The sequence below is a fragment of the Ensifer meliloti genome, from assembly GCF_030064585.1.
Taxonomy (GTDB): domain Bacteria; phylum Pseudomonadota; class Alphaproteobacteria; order Rhizobiales; family Rhizobiaceae; genus Sinorhizobium; species Sinorhizobium meliloti.
Genome location: NZ_CP120365.1, coordinates 966,717 through 984,918 on the forward strand (window position 1 = coordinate 966,717; position 18,202 = coordinate 984,918).

An 18,202-nucleotide genomic window follows, 5' to 3' on the forward strand; every position below is an offset into this window, starting at 1 on the left:
TCCATGAACGCGATCACGAAATTCGACCTGTCGCCGCGCCAGATTGCGCTGGTTCAGCAGACCGTCGCCAAAGACTGCAACGCCGAAGAGTTCAACCTCTTCATGGAGGTTGCCCGGGCAAAGGGCCTCGATCCGTTCCTCGGCCAGATCATTCCGATGGTCTTCTCCAAGAACAACGCCAACAAGCGGAGGATGACGATCATCATCAGCCGCGACGGCCAGCGCGTCATTGCGCAGCGCTGCGGCGACTACCGGCCGGCGAGCAAGCCAGCCACGTATGAGCTCGACGCCTCGCTCAAGAGCCCGCTCAACCCCCAGGGCATCGTATCCGCCACCGTCTATCTCTGGAAGCAGGACCCAAAGTCTGGCGAATGGTACGAGGTCGCCGGCCAGTCGTATTGGGAGGAGTTCGCCCCGATCAAAGATGAATGGGCGGAGAACGAAAAGACCGGCAAAAACTACAAGACCGGCAAGCAGACGCTGGATGACTCCGGCAACTGGTGCCGGATGCCCCGGCTCATGATCGCCAAGTGCGCCGAGATGCAGGCATTGCGCGCCGGCTGGCCCGAGCAGTTCACCGGCCTCTATGACGAAGCGGAGATGGATCGGGCGAAGATCATCGACCTGACCGCGTCCGAGATCGTCGAGCACGAGCGCGAGGAAAACCGCCTCAAAGCCGTCGGCGCCTCCAATTCCATCACGATCACCTGGGGCGACAATTGGGCGCTTGAAAATGTGCCCGTCGGCGAATTCTTCGACCGGGCTTGCGAGTTCATCGAAAAGGAGCCGCCGGCAAAAATAGCGAAATGGCGGGACGCCAACCGCGAGCCGCTGAAAATGTTCTGGTCGAAGCATCCGGGCGATGCGCTCGAACTGAAGAGGCGGCTTGAAGCCGCAATTGCGCGGCCGGCGGCAAAAGGCCCGTCTGATGCCGAGCTCCGCAGCCATCCGCTGATGGCGGGCTGACATGAGCGGCCCGGTCCTCTTGCAGTGGAACGGCGAGGCCTTCCAGCCGGCGAACCGGCATTGGGCCCGCGAATGCGACAAGCGTTACGTGGTCGGCGAGTTCTATACCCTCGCCGAGCACAACGACCGGAGCATGAATTCTCACCGGCACTTTTTCGCCGCCGTGAACGATGCCTGGCGCAATCTGCCGGAACAGTATTCCGGCCTGCCCTTCGCCGAGTCCGCCGAGCACCTCAGGGCCTATGCGCTGATCCGGACCGGCTACTGCGATGCTCATACGATCGTCTGCAGCACGAAGGCCGAGGCGATGCGCCTCGCCGCTTTCATCCGTCCGATCGACGCCTTCTCTGTCGTCGACGTGAAGGAGGCGACCGTCACGCGATACGTCGCCAAGAGCCAATCCATGAAGGCCATGGGCAAGCAGGACTTTCAGGAGAGCAAGACGGCCGTTCTCGACTTCCTCGACGATCTGATCGGCGTCGAGCGCGGCACCACGCAACGAAATGCGGGAGCCGCAGCATGATCGTCTCAGACTTGATCCTTGGTCACCTTCGGCGGCACCCGGCCGGTGTGATGAACGGGGTTGTCCTCGCCAGCAGCTTCCGTCGGCTTCTCCCGCTTTTCGGACTGGCCGCTTCGCGCCGGCGGCACGTTGGAGTCCTCGCTACCAGATTTGTTCGCTTGGTCTGGCGACGGAACGGGTTCGAAATCCATCTCCGGTGGCACAGTCGTCCGTCGGGATGGCGTCTGCTGTTCGGTGGGTTTGCCGTCTTTGGGATCACTCATGATCGGAGTCCTTTCGTATCGCGGCTTCAACCAACAGCGTTCAGTTAGGTTCCGCTAAACTGGGAAACAGCGTGATGGCCTACCGCATAGCCAATTCCGTCCGCCCCGATCCGACGCCAAAGCGGAAGCCGACGAAGAACAAGGATTACCTGGCGTTCATCCACGAGCTGCCTTGCTGCGTCTCCGGTCGGTACGGCGTCGAGGCCGCCCACCTGTCTTGCGCGGCGACACGGTACGGGCACTACGGCCGCGGCAAGGGCAGCAAAGTTTCCGACCGCTGGGTTCTGCCGCTTCACCCGGACGAGCACCGCCGCCAGCACGGCATGAACGAGGGGCGCTTCTGGCGCGCCGCGCGCATCAATCCACACGTGCTGGCGCTCACCATTCACGGCCTCTGGTCCGATATGGGCGAGGATGCGGCGCCATTCGCAACTGCTATCATCAATCAGACGCTGGCTGACGCCGGCGCGCTCCGGTCGAGGGACGAGGTATGAGCACCGATACGCTCGACATGTTCGCAACCGAGACGAAGTCCTCGGCTGTCATCTCTGAATGCGGCGCCTACCGTTACCGCCTTGAGCGGCAATGGGACGGCAATAAGCCAAAGGTCGCCTTCCTCATGCTGAACCCATCCACGGCTGATGCCAGCCAAGATGACCCGACAATTCGCCGCTGCATCGGCTTCGCGAAGGCTTGGGGCTTCGGCGGCGTGATCGTTGGCAACCTCTTTGCGCTTCGCTCCACCGATCCGAAGGCTCTGTACAACCATCCGGACCCGATCGGGCCCGACAACGATCAGCACATTCTTGCGATTGCAAAGAGCGCCCGTAAGATCGTTTGCGCGTGGGGGACACACGGAGCTCTTCATGACCGCGGTCGCCAGGTCGCCGAACGGCTCGAATTCTTCGACCTCGTCGCGCTGAAAGTCACAGCAGACGGCCAGCCAGGTCATCCGCTGTACCTCCCTGCCGATATCCAACCTAAATCGTATTTTGCGCCATGACAGTTATACGAGACCTCACCAACGCCACCCCCGCCACGCGCGAATGGTACGCACTACCCGAGCACATCCGAACGGCAGCAGAGGCAATCGCCGGCCCGCCGCGTCCGATGACCCATATCGAAATCCTGCTCGCGGTCGGGATGGCAATCGCAAATGAGCAGGAAGCGGCGAAGAGAGGCGAAAGATGAGAGAACGTCGCCAATCCCTTGTTCCCCCCGGCAGCTGGCCGCCTCGCATGTCGGCTGACATGGCTGCCGGGTATTGCGGGGAAAAGCATGTCGAGGATTTCCTCGAGCGCGTCGGAACAACCTATCCAAACCCGCGCATCGTTGACAGCACGCGACGGAAGTTCTGGTATCGTGAGGATCTGGACCGGGCGATGAACCTCGGCACATCGACGATGTCCTCAGGATTGGGAGCGAAGTTCCGTGAAAAGATCAGGGAAAAGCGGAACGGTGGAACTGCCTAAGCACGTGCACCGCGTCATCAAGCGACGCGCCAATGGTTCGCAAACCGTCTACACCTTCTACACCAGGTTCCGGAACACCAAGGAGGCGTGGCCGTCGATCGCCCTTCCGGAACCGCTTGAGAAGGAGTTCTCCGAACGCCTGTCGATCTGCGAAGCCATGGCGCGCGATGAGAAGGGCTTCCTCCTTGACGGCAAGCGGCTACCGGACCTGAAGAGCAAAGAGTTTTGGCCCGAGGCCACGAAGGCGCACGAAGCATTCATTCGCCGCGGCCGCCAGGGCATCAAGGACTTCAAGGCGCTCGTCGAAGCCTTCCAGAGCGAGACCAACCCCTTCTGGACCAAGCTGGCGGCTTCCACCCAGCGCGGCTACCGAACCTCTGGCGACATCATCAAGGAGACATGGGGAGACGACCTTCCCGTCGACTTGACGACGGTCGACGCGCAGGACGCGATAGACGCCCTCGGGGAGACGCCGGCGAAAGCAAACCAGTTCCGAGCCTTCCTGTCCCGCCTGATGGCGTGGGGCGCCTCCCGCGGCTATTGCAAGACCAACGTCGTGGAGATGACGGAAAAGATACCTGGCGGAGAACCGTGGGTGCCGTGGCCGAACTGGGCTTTTGAGATCCTGCTGGAACACGCACCGTTCCATATGCAGATGATCGCCATGTCGGCATTCTTCACCGGGCAGCGCCAGGGCGACGTGCTGGCTATGACGAAGCCGAAGGCCGGAGAGAACACGATCGCCGTTCGTGCGCAGAAGACAGGGAACACCGTTTGGATTCCGATCCACTTCGCCTATCGGAAATGGATCGATCGCGTGCCGACGTCCGACAGCGTGATGCTGCACGCCGGCGCTCGCGCCACGTCATACAAGAGCGCCGACGGTTTCCGGACCGAATGGCAGAAGCTCATGGCGAAAGAAGCGTTCAAGCCGTTCCGGGAAAACCGCATCGTCTTCCACGGTCTGCGCAAGAACGCTGTAATCAATCTGCTGGAGGTTGGCTGCACCGAGAACCAGGTCGGAGCGATCTGCAACATGTCCGCGCAGATGGTGCAGCACTACGGCCGAGAGGTGGCTTTGAGGAGCCTGGCGAAGGACGCGATGAAGCTCATGGAAGCACGCTGGAGCGAGATCGAGCCGGCCGCTTTCAGGAACAAGAACGGAACGTGAATTGGAAACCGTTTCCAATTTCTTGGAAACCAGCTGTCGGGAAATCCCGGACAACTCTGAAATTCTACAATGATTTCAAGAGGTTTTTGGTGGGTGATCACGGGCTCGAACCGTGGACCCGCTGATTAAGAGTCAGCTGCTCTACCAACTGAGCTAATCACCCGACCGGAACCGCTTCGCAGCGGTCTGGTGGGGCGTATAATGGCGTTCGCCGGGCTTGTCCAGCGCCCTTTGCAAGTTTTCTGCAAAAATTTCAGCGCAGTGCATTCGTGCGTCCTTCGTGCCGCCACTTCAGACCGCCAGCTCCCCTTCGGCAACTTTTACGGCAAGGCCGCCTATCCGCGCGCCCGCGATCTTGCCCTCCGCTATGTCCAGATGCAGATGAATGAAGGAAGGGCGGCCCATTTCCACGCCCTGCTCGATCAGCATCGGATGATGGCCGTCGACCAGGCCGTCGAAGAAGTTGATGGCGCCGGAAAGAGCGGCCACGGCCGAGCCGGTCGCCGGGTCCTCGGCGAGGCCCATGCCCGGGGCGAACATCCGGGCATGAAAGCGGGCTGTATGGTTGATGCCGCCGCGACAGTAGAGATAGGCTGCCGCGAGCCGGCCTTCGGCAAGCGGTGCCAAGTGCTCCCAGCGCTGCGGATCGAATTCCACCGAAGCCGCCGCGCCGACGTCGCGAAGGGGTATCATGACGAAGGGAACGCCGGCGCTCCAGAACGACGGCACATGATTTTCAAAGCCGACCTGCGTCGTCTTGAGCGCAAGCGCGTCGGCGATCTCCTGCCGGTCCAACTGCGCGTGGAGCCGGATCGGTTTGCGCGGCAGGTCGAATTCGGCGAAGGTCGCCGCTCCCGGCTTCAGCCTGACGGCAGCGCGGACCGGCCCCACGCTTTCCTCCAGCACCTGCATCAGTTCGAGCGCACTGTTGGCCTCCCCGTAGGCCGCTTCCGCAATTGCTACGGCCGCTCCGACCGTCGGGTGCCCGGCGAAGGGCAGTTCGTGTGCCGGCGTGAATATCCGGAGGCGGGCGGAATGGGCGGCGTTGCCGGGCCGCAGGATGAAGACCGTTTCGGAAAGGTTGAACTCCTGGGCGATAGCCTGCATGGCTTCCTCGGCAAGCCCCTCGGCCTCGAACACCACGGCAAGAGGATTGCCCGCCAGCCGCCTCTCGGTAAAGACATCGTAGATCGCGTAACGCCGTGCCATACATGTCCCCTTATTGGTCCGGGTCGCTGTGGGTTAGGTTCGGGTAGCGCGGTGTTACGAAGATCCCCTCTGCCGACGCCGCGACGTCGGGTGCAAAACTCTGCGGTGCCGCACCGCTCGCGACCTTGCAACGCCAGCGCCCCGGCGGCAAGGCAAAATGCCGCGGCAGCGTTCCTTCACGCCGTCTGTTGCCCGCGGACACGCGCAAAAAGCCATTCGAGTATGGGTGGAATGAACTCCGGATAATTATGTGCGGCCGGCTCCGGCCCGCGGATCGCCACCGCCTCGTCGATCTCGGGATGGGGATCGGCAGCGACATGCGCCGCCACCCGCGCAAGGATTTCCTCCGCCGTGGCCGCCAAACGGAAAACGCGGAAAACGGTAAGGGTGCCATCCATGCGGATGGCGTGCCAGCCCGGTTCTGCGATCGCCTCGGAAAGCGAGATGCCGGTTTCCTCCATGACCTCGCGCGCGATGTTGCGGGCGACGTCGCAGCGCCCGTCGATGATGTCCTCAGGCTCCAGCGAACCGCCTGGGCTGTAGACCCGCCCCGGATTGGCCGTATGCGCACCCATGCGGATAGCGATCAAGGCACCGTCCGAAGAGACGAGCATCGGCATGCCAAAGATATGGCTCGCGCCCGCCGCCCTCGTTTTCCGCCACCAGAGAAAGGTCGAATAGGGAACGATATGGGCACGCGCGCTGATGCGCCCGTCTGTGATCCGGACCGATCTCTGCAGTACCATCCTGCCGTCGAATAGGTGTGGGTTCGCGGCGATTTCCCGCCCCCAGCTTTCGCGCGCCCGCTCCGCCTCTGCCAGATGGAACGGGTGAGGCTCGGGCGAGACCTCTATATCGATTTCAGCGACCGGAAAGATCGTCCCGTCGAGAGGCCATTGCGCCTGGTCGGTTTCGGGCAAGGTCATCTTCAAATGTCCAGGGTCATCACGACAGGGCAGTGGTCGGAGGCCTTCGGCCGGTCCCAGCCGGTGCGCGGATAACGCTCGACCTCCTGCCCCGCGGGAAAGATCGTGCGATAGGGCTGTCCGGCACGGATGATTTCAGGCAGCCGGGCCGCGTTGCGGCGCGCCAGCTCCGGCGACAGCCAGATATAGTCGAGCTGGCAGAGATGCCGATCTTCCGGCCCCCTGCTGTGGAAGAGCGTCCATCGGTCGAGGACCGGCCGGCGCAGATTGGGATTTTCGACAAAACCGTCGTGGCTGAGGACGTCGAGCGCGCTGGTCGTCTCCTCATGCGGCAAGAATTCATAGCCGTTGCGCCGGTCGCCCAGCACCTTCACCTTCTCCTGATAATCGTTCATGTCGCCACAGATCGCGAAGACTTTGTCGGCCGTATGTCCACGGCCGAAGCGGCGTTCGATGATATGGCGCACGGCCTTCACCTCCGCGATACGCACGGCCATCGTCGCCTGGCGGCCGTCGAGACCCTCGCGCGCCGGCCCCATGGACTTGAGATGCACGACATAGAGGGTCAGCGGCCGCCCGCCGATTCGCACGTCCACTTCGAGGCAATCGCGTTTGAAGATGCGGTCGCGGGGCCGGTTCGTAAGTGCCAGCTCATCGTTGAAAAGGTCGAGATCCTCATAGGTGAGCGCAGCGTGGCTCTTGACCTCCAGGCACTCGATCTTCTGGCCGTCACGGGTCTCCTCCCGCATCAGCACGGCGACATCTATGCCGCGGGAGTCGTTGCCCTCGACCAGGTATTTCTGGCGATAGCCGTTGCCGGCCATGCGGAACAGATAGCCATACTCGAAGGCCTGCAGCGCCGCCATGTTGTCGGCCTCCTGCAGGCAGAGAATATCGGCGTCGCAATCGGCAATCGCCAGCGCCGACATCTGCCGGGTGTCATCCGTGTGCGCGATCGTGCGCGCCTCTTCCAGACGTTGGTATTCCGCCTCGCTGCGAACGTCGAAGAGCCGCAACACCCGATCCTGCTTGAGCTGATTGCGAAAGCCGGAGAAATCGAAACGGCTCATGAGGTTTTCGATATTGAAGGTGGCAAGGCGAAGCGACATCAGGGGCAATTCCACATTGAATTGCCGCGGAGATTAGAGCGGGACGAGCAAGAGTGTAAAGCTGCAGATTGTGCCGCGCGCGGTCCCTCCGGGGCGTAGCCGTCCGCCAGAGAGTGAAAGTTGCGATGAACCCGTGCGCGGCCTTGGCCGCTATCTTCTTACCGCCACCACCTGGGCCCGGCTGAAATAAGACAATTGCACGCGGCCCGACTGGTTCCCGCCGATAAGACGTGCGGTCGATTTCGACATCTGCGACAGGACGCCGACGTGATAGCTCCGTCCGGCTCTGACGACGACGACGTCGCCGGGGCGTGCGTAGGACAGCTTGACGGGAGCACCGAACCTCAGCCACGAGCGGGCGATGCCATAGCTCTTCGGTGGCTGCCGGCCGGACTTCCGGGCAACCATTCCCATGAAATGGCCGCACCATGGCGTACGGGCCGGATTGATGCCGAGAGCGGCGCGCAGGCGCCTGTTGTTTTTCACCTCGTGCAGCCCGGCATATTGCTGCGCCTGGGTCAGCATTCCCGCTGATGCGGTGTCGGGTGACGTAAGCGCAAGAAATGCTGCAGTCAGAAGCGCGACAACCTTCATGAGTTGGTCTCCCTCACAGCGCTACGGTTCAATCAGACGCAAAAGTCGCCGTAGCACCTGGTTTTGCTGCATGTTTCCGGATCGACTGCGATCCGGCGACATGCAGCCGGCGCGGACGGCGTCATGCCGGCCTTCGCCTGCCTCTTCGTTTCCCGTCCATCGCAAGAAGTTCGCCCCTTCCGCAGACGCGCATATGCACGCGCCGAGCCGCTCCGCATTCGGGAATGCGTCCCGATCGCGGATGAAGAATGCTCCGGAATCAAAGGGCTAGAGCGTCCTTGAACGAGGCGTGCAGCAAACGTCCGCGCCCAGCGCCCGTTAAAGGCTCCAAGCCCGCATGCCTGAATCGCTGCACGGTCCGCCCGTAAGCAGTACCGTGTCGACAGCCGTCAAGGCTGCACCACGCCTTCGTCACAAAGCACGAAGGACTCTCTAGCGCTTTGAGGCTGCACATGGCCGGCCCCCGAAAATCGAATATGGATTTTCAGCCCGGTGTTGCAGCCGGCCCGCGAATTGCAATGGCCGTGCCCCCAACCTTATGGCGGTCGCTTTGCGAGAGTTCGAAATTCCCCTGCCAGCCGGTGGTTAGCAGGCGAAAACTTGCCGGTTAGGTGAAGCGAAATTGTGGCAAGGACCGCTTCTCTTGCGCAAATGGCGCAAATTTCTTCGCCGATTCGCTACTGTGACCCAGGAATGGCGCGTTTTTGCCGGTCGATGGGTGGTTGTTTGCCCGTAATCCCGCCTGCCGGACTCGCATGGCGGGCTGGCATCGATGCATCGGAGTCAGCGCACCAAGCGAATAGCGCCCGGATAATTGAAGTGGGTATTTGCAAGCTCCTTGCTGCAATCCATCTTGAAGGTACTGTTGCCGATCAGCGTGATTTCCTGTGCGATCAATCTGATGCACTCACCGCTGGTCGTGCCATTGCCGGCATATTGGAGTTCGCCGGCGTCGGGGAAATAGACGATTCCCGTCAGCGAGGATTTGCTGTTGCCGTTGATGACGGCTGATGCGGTGTTGCCGTGCTCTGCAACGATCGAGAAGCCGGCCCAACTGCCCTCGAGCGAGGGCGAGATATTGAAGGTGGCGCCTCCGTTGATCCTGAGCTCCGCATCGTTCATCAGAAAGAAGGTCACGCCCTGGCCGCTGACGACCGTCTGGCTGCCGAGTTCGAGCCGGCCACCATCGATGATGTAATTGCCCGGCTGGAGTGCGACGGCTCCTTTCAGATCCAGGCCGCCATAGGTGCCGGGTTTCAGCGTCACCACATAGCCGTCGGCATTTTTGGGTGTCTTTCCGGTGCCGTTGCAATCGCCGTTGCCGCCGCCTCCGGCGACGAAGGCCTGGCCGCAGCCGGAAAGATCCGTCCAGCCCGAAGGTTTGGGGAGCGCCTTGCTCGCAAACGGATCGGGTATGCGCGGCGACCCTTCCACGGCGGCCTCGCAGGCGAGCTGTACCGCCTGCGGCGAGCTGTAGATGCCGCCCGCTGCGTAAAGACATTCGGCCTTGAGCTTGCCTGAGCCGCCGATATAGACCGACTGATCGTCACCGGAGTTCGAAAGGACCGCGCATCCCGTCAGATCGGCAATCGCGCTGCCGCTGACCTCGAATGCCCGGTCTGCCGTGTGATGAAGAGCAAGAATGCAGGCCTCGGCCCCGGACGCGCGTGCCGCAACCGCCAGGCGCCGGATCTGCAGCGGGAGGCGCTCGAGGAAGAGCGGCTTGTGGTCCAGCACGAACTCTGCGGTAGCGGTATCTTCATTCACATTGCGCGTGAATTTTACGGACAATGCCTGCGTGGACGGTTCCGTGGCGACGGCCAGCGCGTCGACGACGCTCTCCTGCGGCAACGCATAATTGCTCCAGAAGAACTTTTGCGCCGCGTCGTAGGCGTCGTCCTCGGTGGCACCCTCGCCATAGGCCCGGACCGAGCCGAGCGCGGCCGCATCGAGGGCGCTCTGGATTTTCTCCGCCTCGAAGTAAGCCCCGGCGAAGTCGATCGCCAGCGCAGCCGCGCCGATGATCGGAACGAATGCGATCGCGCCAAGAACGGCGAAGTTGCCGTCCCTGTCGCGCACCAGCCTTCTCAAATGCAGGCGGAACGTCGCGGCCCTCATAGCCTTCCCTCTCAGCAGCCCCACCGCAACACATAAGCATTAACTAATTTTGAGACCGTTACGAAACACGTTCGGCTTTTATGAAATCTTTACAAAAGGCGGGATTCCCGGAGGCGCCCGGGGTGTAACGCTCTTCAAGCCGCCTCTTGCGCAAGAATCGGTCGTAGTTCGTAACAAATCGCCCTGAAAAGTTACTGGACCAAGGCCACCGATCTCGTCAAAAATAGCGGTGCAATCAGGGAAATGATTTCAGTAGCAATTTAGATCGGAGCTCGCTTCAGGGTGAACTCCGATTGCGAGGATGTACCCGGTCGAGCTCGCGGCGGCCCCCGGGCGGAGAGTGATGGATATGCCCGGTGCGTTTGGCACCCGGGCGTGATATTGCCGCCGGGAATATAGAGAGATTGAAGTTTTCGCCGCAATCTACCAGGACCCGCTCGCTGACGGCGGGCCCTGTTTTTGTATGGCGCTGTATCAGATGAACATTCGCGCGTCATATCGGCGGCGCCGTTGCACCGCCGCAGCAAGCGCGTCAGCCGTAGAGATATTCGGGCAGCCAGAGCGTCATGCCCGGCCAGATATACATCATGATCATGCAGAGAATGACGATCAGCATGTAAGGCATCATGCCCGCGAATATCTGGTTGAGGGTCACCTGCGGCGGCGACACCCCCTTGAGATAGTAGGCCGACATCGCAACCGGCGGCGACAGGAACGCAGCCTGCAAATTGACGAAGACGAGCACGCCCCAGAGGATCGGGTCGATGTCGAAATGATGGAGCATCGGCAGGAAGATCGGCACGAAGATGATGATGATCTCGGTCCACTCGAGCGGCCAGCCGAGAATGAAGATGATCGCCTGCGACAGGATCATGAACTGCACCGGGGTGAGGTTCAGCGCGAGAACCCATTGCTCCACCAGCGCCTGTCCACCGAGGATCGCGAAAACGGCGGAGAAAAGCGCCGACCCGACGAACAGCCAGCAGACCATGGCGGTCGTCTTGGCGGTCAGGAACACCGCTTCCTTGGTGCGCTGCCAGTCAAGCGTCCGCGCCTGGAGCGCCAGCAGGAAGGCACCGGCCGCGCCGACTGCGGCGGATTCCGTCGCAGTGGTGATGCCGAACAGGATCACCCCGAGCACCACCACCGTCAGGATTGCGAGCGGCATGACTGAGGAAACGAGGAGCTTCACCACCTGCAGCCGTTCGGCCGTCATGTTGCGATAGTAGCGCAGGAGCGCGAAGACGGCGACCGCGGCGGCGAGGCCGAACCAGACGTAGAAGCTCGTCGCAGGGCCGTCAGCCGTCGCAGGCCCTGCATCCGCAAGCGGCGCGCCGAGCTCTTCCAGCCCCTCCGGCGCTTCGGTCGCGGCGGCCTGTTGATGAATGACGACATACCACCAGAGAAGACCGAGCGTGGACGCCGTCAGCAGAAGCGGAACGAACGCCGCAGCAAGGTTCTTGACGAGTTTCCAATAGGTGAGCCGTCCCTCCCCCGCCTTGATCCCGAGCGCGCGTGACGGCGAAACGAGAGCGACGAGAAGACCGGCGAGCATGTTGGATGAATAGACCTCTGCGAAATGCTTCATCCATGGCGGCACCGGTACGCGCGTCTGTTCCTCCGGCAGCCGCGGCGCGATCTTCGGATTGAGCATCGCCCAGCCGAGGACATAGGCGAGATAGAGGAGCGCCAGAAAGAAGCCGGGAAACATCGTCGCCGCATAGAGCTTGACCACCGACTGGCCGGCCACCGCCGCATAGACGATGATCATCACCGAAGGAGGAATCAGGATGCCCAGCGTTCCTCCGGCGGTGATGACGCCCGAGGCAAGCTTCACATCGTAACCGGCCCGCAGCATCGGGTTCATGGCGATCACCCCCATCAGCACAACCACGGCGCCGACAAGGCCGCTGGCTATGCCCCAGAAAGTGCAGACGATGAGCGTCGTCACCGCGAGCGATGCCGGAACGCGCCGGAATGACAGCTGGATGCTGTAGAACATCTTGTCGACCAGCGCGCCCCGCTCCATCACGTAGCCCATCAGCACGAAAAGCGGGATGGAGATCAGCACGTCATTGGTCATGGCGCCGTAGGTGCGCTGGACCATGAGATCGAAGACGCGATTGTCGATCCAGGGTTCCACCGGATTGTAGAAGGCGTAGAAACCGAACAGCATTCCGAGACCCATGAGGGTGAAGGCCGTCGGAAATCCCATCATGATCACGACCACGATGAGGCCCAGCATCGTCAAGCCAAGGAATGGTTCACTCACCGCTCTCCCCCTCCGAGGCCGCGCTGCCGGGCCGCCCTGTCGATGTCCTGCGCGCGTTCGATGGCAGCCTCGCGCGTTTCCTCGTCCAGATGCTCGCTATGGGCAAGCTGCTCGGCTACGACGTCGATCTCTTCGACGTCCTTAAGCCGCGCCGGCCACGCCCCGGTTCTGAGACAGACGATGCAGCGCAGGATCTCCGCCAGTCCCTGAAGAATGACGAGCGCGCCTGCGATCGGAATGACCGTCTTGAAGTAGTAGATCGGCGGCCCTTCAGCCGTGACTGTCGAGTGCTCGCCGATCCGCCATGACAATGCGGCGTAGTCGTAGCCTGCATAGATGAGGGCGGCGATGCCGGGCAGGAAGAAGAAGATGTAAAGGATGAGGTCGAGCGCCGCCTGCGTGCGCGGCTTCAACGAGCTGTAGATGAAATCACCGCGCACATGCGCGTTCTGCGCCAGCGCATAGGCGCCCGCCAGCATGAAGAGGCTGCCGTAGAGCATGTTGCTGGCATCGAATATCCATGCGGTCGGCATGTTCAGGATGTAGCGTTTGAAGACTTCACCGCAGACCAGCACCATCAGACCGATGATCAGCCACGCGGCCGCCTTGCCGGTCCAGACGCTGATGGCGTCGATCCTCATGAGCAGATGCTGAACGTTCACGCGCACCCCCGGGATGGCCAGGTCCTGACCGCACATCACCGGCCCCGCGCCGGTGATGTGCGGGATCGGGATGAAGTCAGAGCGACTTGGCGACCCCGTCTCGCCCGAAATAGTGGTCGAAGGCCATCCGCCGGTTGACGACGGTATCCTGCTCCCAGCGTGTCGCGCGTTCGGCAAAGGCGATCTGGGACTGCAGAACCTCCTTGAACACCGGATTTTCCGCAGATTTCTTCTTCACCACCTCGTCATAGACTTCGAGTTGCCGCTTCAGGATCGCTTCGGGCGTCTTGTAGAACTTGACCTGATCGGCCGTCTGCATCTCGCGATAATCCGTGGAGTAGCGGTCGATCGCCTTCCAGGCCATGTCCGCCGACGCCGCGTCCACCGCATTGCTTATGATTGCCTTCATTTGGTCCGGCAGGCCGTCGAACTTTCCTTTGTTGAACAGGATCTCGAATGTCTCGGCATTCTGATGATAGCCCTGCAGCATGCAGACCTTGGAGACGTCGGGAAAGCCGAGCAGGCGATCGGATGAGGCGTTGTTGAATTCCGCCGCATCGAGCAGGCCGCGGTCGAGTGCGGCGACGATCTCGCCGCCCGGAAGAGCGTTGACTGCCGCACCAAGCCCGGTGAACACATCGATCGAGATACCGACGGTGCGGAACTTCAGTCCCTGCAGATCCTCGGCCTTGGCGACCGGTTTCTTGAACCAGCCCAGCGGCTGTGTCGGCATGGGCCCGTAGGGAAACGACACGACATTGGCGCCGATCGACTCGTAGAGCTTGGCGAGCAGGTCCCTGCCGCCGCCATATTTGTGCCAGGCCAGCATCATGTTGGCATCCATGGCGAAGCCGGGCCCCGATCCCCACAGCGCCAGTGCAGTCTGCTTGCCGTAGTGATAGACCATCACGCCGTGGCCGCCATCGAGCGTTCCTTCGGAAACCGCATCGAGCAGTCCGAATGCCGGCACGACGGCACCGGCCGGAAGCACCTCGATCTTGAGGTCGCCACCGGTCATGTCGTTGACCTTCTTTGCGAAGTCGAGGGCGAACTCGTGAAAGATGTCCTTGGACGGCCAGGTGCTTTGCCAGCGCATGCTGACCGGCCCTTGTGCCCTCACGATGCTTGGCGCTGCAGCCATGGCCGCCCCGGCCGCTGCAGCGCCGCGCAGAAATTTGCGGCGCGATGTCCCCCCGCTTTCGGCTCTGTGTTTCATGTTTTCCTCCCAAGGCTGCGCGCGAACTCCCTCCCCTTCTGGGAGCGGATTTTTTCGCGGCATTCACAATCGCTGAAGAGGCACAAGCATCGTCTGGAGACGCGCTGCGCCCCGTTTTTTTCTTGCTGCAGGAGAGAATACTCCCGAATGCGGCCCCTCGCAAAGATTGCAGGGAACGAGCCGAGAACGCTGCCGATCGGATGCGGAAGGGAATAGTATGACACGGCGTTCCGTCTCACTGCGAGAACAGCCGATCTCTTCCGGAGGGCATAGGGATGACTACCGTTCCGCGAAACCTGATCGTCATCACCATGGCCGGTGCGCTTATGGCGGGCTGCGCCGGCGTTTCGGCGCAAAAAGCGGCCCGTACGACGGGCGTTGTCGGCTATGGCCCGAATCCGACCTTGCCGAAGCCCAACCCTACGGTGATCCCGACCGTCAACATCGCCGACGCAAAAGGCTGGCAGGAAGGCGCCACGCCGACGCCGGCAAAAGGGCTGAAGGTGAACGCCTTTGCTGCGGGCCTCGATCACCCGCGCTGGCTGCATGTGCTGCCGAACGGTGACGTGCTCGTGGCCGAAACCAATGCACCGGCCAAGCACGACGAAGGCTTCAGCCTCAAGAAGGCATTCATGAAGCTGGCGATGAAGCGAGCGGGCGCCGCGGCGACAAGCGCCAACCGGATCACGCTCCTGCGCGATACCGACGGCGACGGTATCGCCGATCTTCGCAGGACCTTCGCCGAAGGTCTCAACGCGCCCTTCGGCATGACGCTCTCAGAGGGCAAGCTCTATGTCGCCAATACCGACGCGCTCGTCGCGTTCCCCTATTCCCGCGGCCAGACGCGCCTGGGCACGCCGGAAAAGATCATCGATCTGCCGGCGGGAAATCTCAATCATCACTGGACGAAAGACGTGATCGCGAGCCCGGACGGACGAAAGCTCTATGTCACCGTCGGCTCCAACAGCAATGTCGGGGAAAACGGCATGGCTGCGGAAAAATATCGCGCCGCCGTCCTGGAGGTGGACAAGGCAAGCCGCCGCACCCGGGTCTTCGCTTCGGGCCTGCGCAATCCCAACGGTCTGTCCTGGAACCCGGAAAGCGGCGAGCTCTGGGTCGCCGTCAACGAGCGGGACGAGCTCGGCGACGATCTCGTGCCGGACTACATGACCTCCGTCAGGGACGGCGCCTTCTATGGCTGGCCCTACAGCTACTTCGGTCAGAACGTCGATGCGCGCGTCAAGCCGCCGCGCCCGGATCTCGTAGCGAAGGCGGTAAAACCCGACTACGCTCTTGGTTCGCACACCGCTTCGCTGGGGCTGACATTCTCCGAAGGCGCATCGCTCGGGCGCGCCTATGCCAACGGCGCCTTCGTAGGCCAGCACGGCTCCTGGAACCGCAGCGTGCACAGCGGCTACAAGGTGATCTTCGTGCCCTTCGCCAACGGCAAGCCGAACGGCCGGCCGCGAGACGTCCTCGCCGGCTTTGTCGGTCGGGACGGCAAGGCGATGGGCCGGCCGGTTGGCGTTGCGATCGACAGGCGGGGCGCCCTGCTCGTCGCCGACGATGTCGGCAATGTCATCTGGCGCGTCAGCCGAAGATAGCGGTTTTCGCCCCGATAGACTTGCCGCTTCCCCATTGCTACTCTCCCACTCGAGGCGATCGCAATGCGACTTTTCATGGCGTCCGCGGCACTTTGGAGCGGACCGGAAACTACGCACGAATTACCGCTCACACATGTTCAACCGATCGGTTTTTCGCTCACGACATCGCCGGGAGACGGACGGCATGAGGCGGCTGGCAGCGATCATGGACGCGGACGTCGTCGGCTATAGCCGGCTGATGGGACTGGATGAAGCGGGCACGTACCGGGCGGTCAAACGGTGCCGTGATGCCTTCATTCTGCCTTTGGTCGCGGCCCATGGCGGAAGGATAGTCAAGCAGGCGGGAGACGGCACGCTTGCGGAATTCGCAAGCGTTCTCGACGCGGTCGCCTGCGCGGTCGCGATCCAGCGAACGATGCATGACCACGCCGGAGGCGCCGAAGCGGAGCGTCTGGAATTGCGCATCGGCGTCCATCTCGGTGACATCGTCGCTGACGATGGCGATATCCATGGCGAAGGCATTGCCGTTGCCGAGCACCTGCAGGAGATGGCGCCGCCCGGGGGCGTCTGCGTGTCGCAGCAGGTCTATGACCAGATCGGCTTGAAGGTGGATTTCCCCTTGACCGAAATCGGCTGCAGGACATTTGCCGATCTTCCCGGTCCGCTGCGCGCCTGGCGCTGGCAGCCGGGCGGCGCGGCAGGCGAAGAGCCGCCGGCGCCGGCGCAAACCGATCCCCTGCCCGGTAAGAAGCGTCCCTCGATCGCCGTCCTGCCCTTCGTCAATCTTTCGAGCGTCGAAGAACAGGAACATTTCTCCGACGGCTTTACCGAGGAACTGATCGCCACGCTCGCCCGATGCCGGTGGCTGCGCGTCGTCGCCCGCAACTCCTCCTTCACCTTCAAAGGGAAGGCAGCCGACGTAAGGAGGGTGGCGGAAGACCTGGGTGTCAAATACGTGATCGAGGGCAGCATACGTCGCGCGGCGAACCGCATCCGCATCACGGCGCAATTGCTGAGCGGCGAGACCGGCATGCTGCTCTGGGCAGAACGCTACGACCGCATGCTGGACGATGTTTTCGTGCTCCAGGACGAGATCGCGGGGCAGATCACCGGCACCGTGGAGCCGGAACTCGGCTTCATCGAATTCGCTGCGCTGCGCGGCCACACCGCGACGGACATGGATGCCTGGAACATTTATCTGAAGGGGCTATGGCACCTTTACAAGTTCGATCTGGAGAATCTGAGGATATCCAAAGCGCTCTTCGAGGGGGCGATCGATCTCGAGCCCGCCTTTGCCCAGGCCCATGCGCGGCTTGCCTATGTCCATATACAGCTCGGCTGGTATGGCCCCCTGGACGAGCGGGCCGAGCGGATCGCCGACGCGACGGCGCTCGCGGAACGCGCAATTGCGCTCGACGACCGTGAGCCGGCTGCCCATCTTGCGCTCGGCCGGGCACGGGCGCTCGGCGGCCAGCCGCAGCGCGGCATAGACCACCTGCGCAATGCGCTGAGGCTCGATGCAAGCTTCGCCCAGGGCCACTTCGCCCTCGGGCAAGCGCTTTGCTATGTCTGCCGTCCGGAGGAAGGCATTGCCGCGATCAACGAAGCCTTCCGGCTGAGCCCCCGCGATCCGCATCTGTGGACGTTCTACAACATGGTGGCCATCGCCCACTATCAGTCGGGTCGCTTCGCGCAAGCCGCCGAAGCGGCTCGCGCCTCCCTTCGCCAAGAGAACGCCACCTTCTGGCCGGCAATGGTCCTGGCAGCCTCCCTCGGTGCCATGGAGCGGTCCGACGAAGCCGGTTCAGCCGTGGCGAACCTTCTTCGCCGGCGGCCGGACATGACCGTGAAAACCGCCCGCGCCGAATTCTACTTCGGCAGCGTGCCGGTCATGCCGGAAGATTTCATCGATCGTTTCGTCCGCGATCTGCACCGCGCCGGCCTGCCTGACTGATATCCAGCTGCTGCCGAAAGGCCCGCCCCTCATCCGCCTGCCGGCACCTTCTCCCCGCAAGCGGGGCGAAGGGACTCGCAGCGCTCTGTTGCCTCCGCCAGATTGCTTGGAATGGGATGTGCCCGATCAGGCACGTCCCCTCT

18 protein-coding genes and 1 tRNA gene are annotated in these 18,202 nt (G+C 62.4%); 9 read left to right on the forward strand and 10 right to left on the reverse strand.

From position 1 onward, the window contains the following. Window positions 1-3 precede the first annotated feature (3 nt). Complete coding sequence (gene bet, locus PZL22_RS11805; RefSeq protein ID WP_284718672.1) at window positions 4-966, forward strand: phage recombination protein Bet; 963 nt, start codon at window positions 4-6, stop codon at window positions 964-966. A 1-nt stretch (window position 967) separates the two neighbouring features. Continuing rightward, complete coding sequence (locus PZL22_RS11810) at window positions 968-1,489, forward strand: hypothetical protein (protein WP_015007784.1); 522 nt, start codon at window positions 968-970, stop codon at window positions 1,487-1,489. 5 nt (window positions 1,490-1,494) lie between these two features. On the opposite strand, the gene PZL22_RS11815 is transcribed toward PZL22_RS11810, so the two are convergent. Further along, entirely contained in the window at window positions 1,495-1,752 is a 258-nt protein-coding gene (locus PZL22_RS11815; protein WP_284718673.1) for a hypothetical protein, read from the reverse strand. 74 nt (window positions 1,753-1,826) lie between these two features. On the opposite strand from PZL22_RS11815, the gene PZL22_RS11820 reads away from it, so the two are divergent. The 5 genes from PZL22_RS11820 to PZL22_RS11835 are packed head-to-tail and all read left to right on the forward strand — an operon-like array spanning window position 1,827 to window position 4,395. Then, window positions 1,827-2,246, forward strand: a complete 420-nt coding sequence (locus PZL22_RS11820; protein ID WP_284718674.1) for a DUF968 domain-containing protein — start codon at window positions 1,827-1,829, stop codon at window positions 2,244-2,246. Further along, window positions 2,243-2,755, forward strand: coding sequence for a DUF1643 domain-containing protein (locus tag PZL22_RS11825; RefSeq protein ID WP_284718675.1), 513 nt, complete (start codon window positions 2,243-2,245; stop codon window positions 2,753-2,755). The genes PZL22_RS11820 and PZL22_RS11825 overlap by 4 nt, the downstream gene beginning before the upstream one ends. Continuing rightward, window positions 2,752-2,943, forward strand: a complete 192-nt coding sequence (locus PZL22_RS11830) for a hypothetical protein (RefSeq protein WP_284718676.1) — start codon at window positions 2,752-2,754, stop codon at window positions 2,941-2,943. Before PZL22_RS11825 ends, PZL22_RS11830 begins: the two co-directional genes overlap by 4 nt. Window positions 2,944-2,990: 47 nt before the next feature. Further along, window positions 2,991-3,224: a hypothetical protein gene (locus tag PZL22_RS31415; protein ID WP_017267204.1), complete on the forward strand. Its 234-nt coding sequence runs from the start codon at window positions 2,991-2,993 to the stop codon at window positions 3,222-3,224. Continuing rightward, the gene (locus PZL22_RS11835; RefSeq protein WP_284718677.1) at window positions 3,211-4,395 is read left to right on the forward strand and encodes a site-specific integrase; all 1,185 of its coding nucleotides are present in this window, start codon (window positions 3,211-3,213) and stop codon (window positions 4,393-4,395) included. Before PZL22_RS31415 ends, PZL22_RS11835 begins: the two co-directional genes overlap by 14 nt. Window positions 4,396-4,482: 87 nt before the next feature. Here the strand turns inward: PZL22_RS11835 and PZL22_RS11840 are convergent. From PZL22_RS11840 to PZL22_RS11880, 9 genes are all read right to left on the reverse strand, one after another. Further along, window positions 4,483-4,558: transfer RNA gene (locus tag PZL22_RS11840), tRNA-Lys, on the reverse strand. Window positions 4,559-4,686: 128 nt separating this feature from the next. Further along, window positions 4,687-5,604 (reverse strand): PhzF family protein, encoded by a 918-nt coding sequence (locus tag PZL22_RS11845; RefSeq protein WP_284718678.1) that lies wholly within the window; start codon window positions 5,602-5,604, stop codon window positions 4,687-4,689. 176 nt (window positions 5,605-5,780) lie between these two features. Beyond that, entirely contained in the window at window positions 5,781-6,530 is a 750-nt protein-coding gene (locus tag PZL22_RS11850; RefSeq protein ID WP_010969660.1) for an NUDIX hydrolase, read from the reverse strand. Window positions 6,531-6,532: 2 nt separating this feature from the next. Next, entirely contained in the window at window positions 6,533-7,639 is a 1,107-nt protein-coding gene (locus tag PZL22_RS11855; RefSeq protein WP_003530001.1) for an endonuclease/exonuclease/phosphatase family protein, read from the reverse strand. A gap of 150 nt (window positions 7,640-7,789) precedes the next feature. Then, window positions 7,790-8,233: an NlpC/P60 family protein gene (locus PZL22_RS11860; RefSeq protein ID WP_003529999.1), complete on the reverse strand. Its 444-nt coding sequence runs from the start codon at window positions 8,231-8,233 to the stop codon at window positions 7,790-7,792. Window positions 8,234-9,016: 783 nt separating this feature from the next. After that, window positions 9,017-10,351, reverse strand: coding sequence for a TadE/TadG family type IV pilus assembly protein (locus PZL22_RS11865; protein WP_003529996.1), 1,335 nt, complete (start codon window positions 10,349-10,351; stop codon window positions 9,017-9,019). 532 nt (window positions 10,352-10,883) lie between these two features. Then, entirely contained in the window at window positions 10,884-12,623 is a 1,740-nt protein-coding gene (locus PZL22_RS11870) for a TRAP transporter large permease (protein WP_003529994.1), read from the reverse strand. Beyond that, a complete protein-coding gene (locus PZL22_RS11875) occupies window positions 12,620-13,321 on the reverse strand; it encodes a TRAP transporter small permease subunit (protein ID WP_003529993.1) in 702 nt (233 codons plus the stop codon). Before PZL22_RS11875 ends, PZL22_RS11870 begins: the two co-directional genes overlap by 4 nt. Before the next feature lie 40 nt (window positions 13,322-13,361). Next, window positions 13,362-14,501 (reverse strand): TRAP transporter substrate-binding protein, encoded by a 1,140-nt coding sequence (locus tag PZL22_RS11880; RefSeq protein WP_003529988.1) that lies wholly within the window; start codon window positions 14,499-14,501, stop codon window positions 13,362-13,364. A gap of 275 nt (window positions 14,502-14,776) precedes the next feature. Here PZL22_RS11880 and PZL22_RS11885 point away from each other — a divergent pair, with 275 nt between their 5' ends. After that, window positions 14,777-16,105, forward strand: a complete 1,329-nt coding sequence (locus tag PZL22_RS11885; protein WP_003529986.1) for a PQQ-dependent sugar dehydrogenase — start codon at window positions 14,777-14,779, stop codon at window positions 16,103-16,105. Between the two features lie 184 nt (window positions 16,106-16,289). Next, complete coding sequence (locus PZL22_RS11890) at window positions 16,290-18,059, forward strand: adenylate/guanylate cyclase domain-containing protein (protein WP_027989375.1); 1,770 nt, start codon at window positions 16,290-16,292, stop codon at window positions 18,057-18,059. Window positions 18,060-18,202 lie beyond the last annotated feature (143 nt).

Coding starts and splice junctions, on each gene's coding strand:
- PZL22_RS11810 (WP_015007784.1), top strand. CDS start 968: ATGAGCGGCCCGGTCCTCTTGCAGTGGAACGGCGAGGCCTTCCAGCCG.
- PZL22_RS11815 (WP_284718673.1), bottom strand. CDS start 1,752: ATGAGTGATCCCAAAGACGGCAAACCCACCGAACAGCAGACGCCATCC.
- PZL22_RS11880 (WP_003529988.1), bottom strand. CDS start 14,501: ATGAAACACAGAGCCGAAAGCGGGGGGACATCGCGCCGCAAATTTCTG.
- PZL22_RS11845 (WP_284718678.1), bottom strand. CDS start 5,604: ATGGCACGGCGTTACGCGATCTACGATGTCTTTACCGAGAGGCGGCTG.
- PZL22_RS31415 (WP_017267204.1), top strand. CDS start 2,991: ATGTCGGCTGACATGGCTGCCGGGTATTGCGGGGAAAAGCATGTCGAG.
- PZL22_RS11830 (WP_284718676.1), top strand. CDS start 2,752: ATGACAGTTATACGAGACCTCACCAACGCCACCCCCGCCACGCGCGAA.
- PZL22_RS11885 (WP_003529986.1), top strand. CDS start 14,777: ATGACTACCGTTCCGCGAAACCTGATCGTCATCACCATGGCCGGTGCG.
- PZL22_RS11855 (WP_003530001.1), bottom strand. CDS start 7,639: ATGTCGCTTCGCCTTGCCACCTTCAATATCGAAAACCTCATGAGCCGT.
- PZL22_RS11860 (WP_003529999.1), bottom strand. CDS start 8,233: ATGAAGGTTGTCGCGCTTCTGACTGCAGCATTTCTTGCGCTTACGTCA.
- PZL22_RS11850 (WP_010969660.1), bottom strand. CDS start 6,530: ATGACCTTGCCCGAAACCGACCAGGCGCAATGGCCTCTCGACGGGACG.
- PZL22_RS11865 (WP_003529996.1), bottom strand. CDS start 10,351: ATGAGGGCCGCGACGTTCCGCCTGCATTTGAGAAGGCTGGTGCGCGAC.
- bet (WP_284718672.1), top strand. CDS start 4: ATGAACGCGATCACGAAATTCGACCTGTCGCCGCGCCAGATTGCGCTG.
- PZL22_RS11820 (WP_284718674.1), top strand. CDS start 1,827: ATGGCCTACCGCATAGCCAATTCCGTCCGCCCCGATCCGACGCCAAAG.
- PZL22_RS11825 (WP_284718675.1), top strand. CDS start 2,243: ATGAGCACCGATACGCTCGACATGTTCGCAACCGAGACGAAGTCCTCG.
- PZL22_RS11875 (WP_003529993.1), bottom strand. CDS start 13,321: ATGTGCGGTCAGGACCTGGCCATCCCGGGGGTGCGCGTGAACGTTCAG.
- PZL22_RS11890 (WP_027989375.1), top strand. CDS start 16,290: ATGAGGCGGCTGGCAGCGATCATGGACGCGGACGTCGTCGGCTATAGC.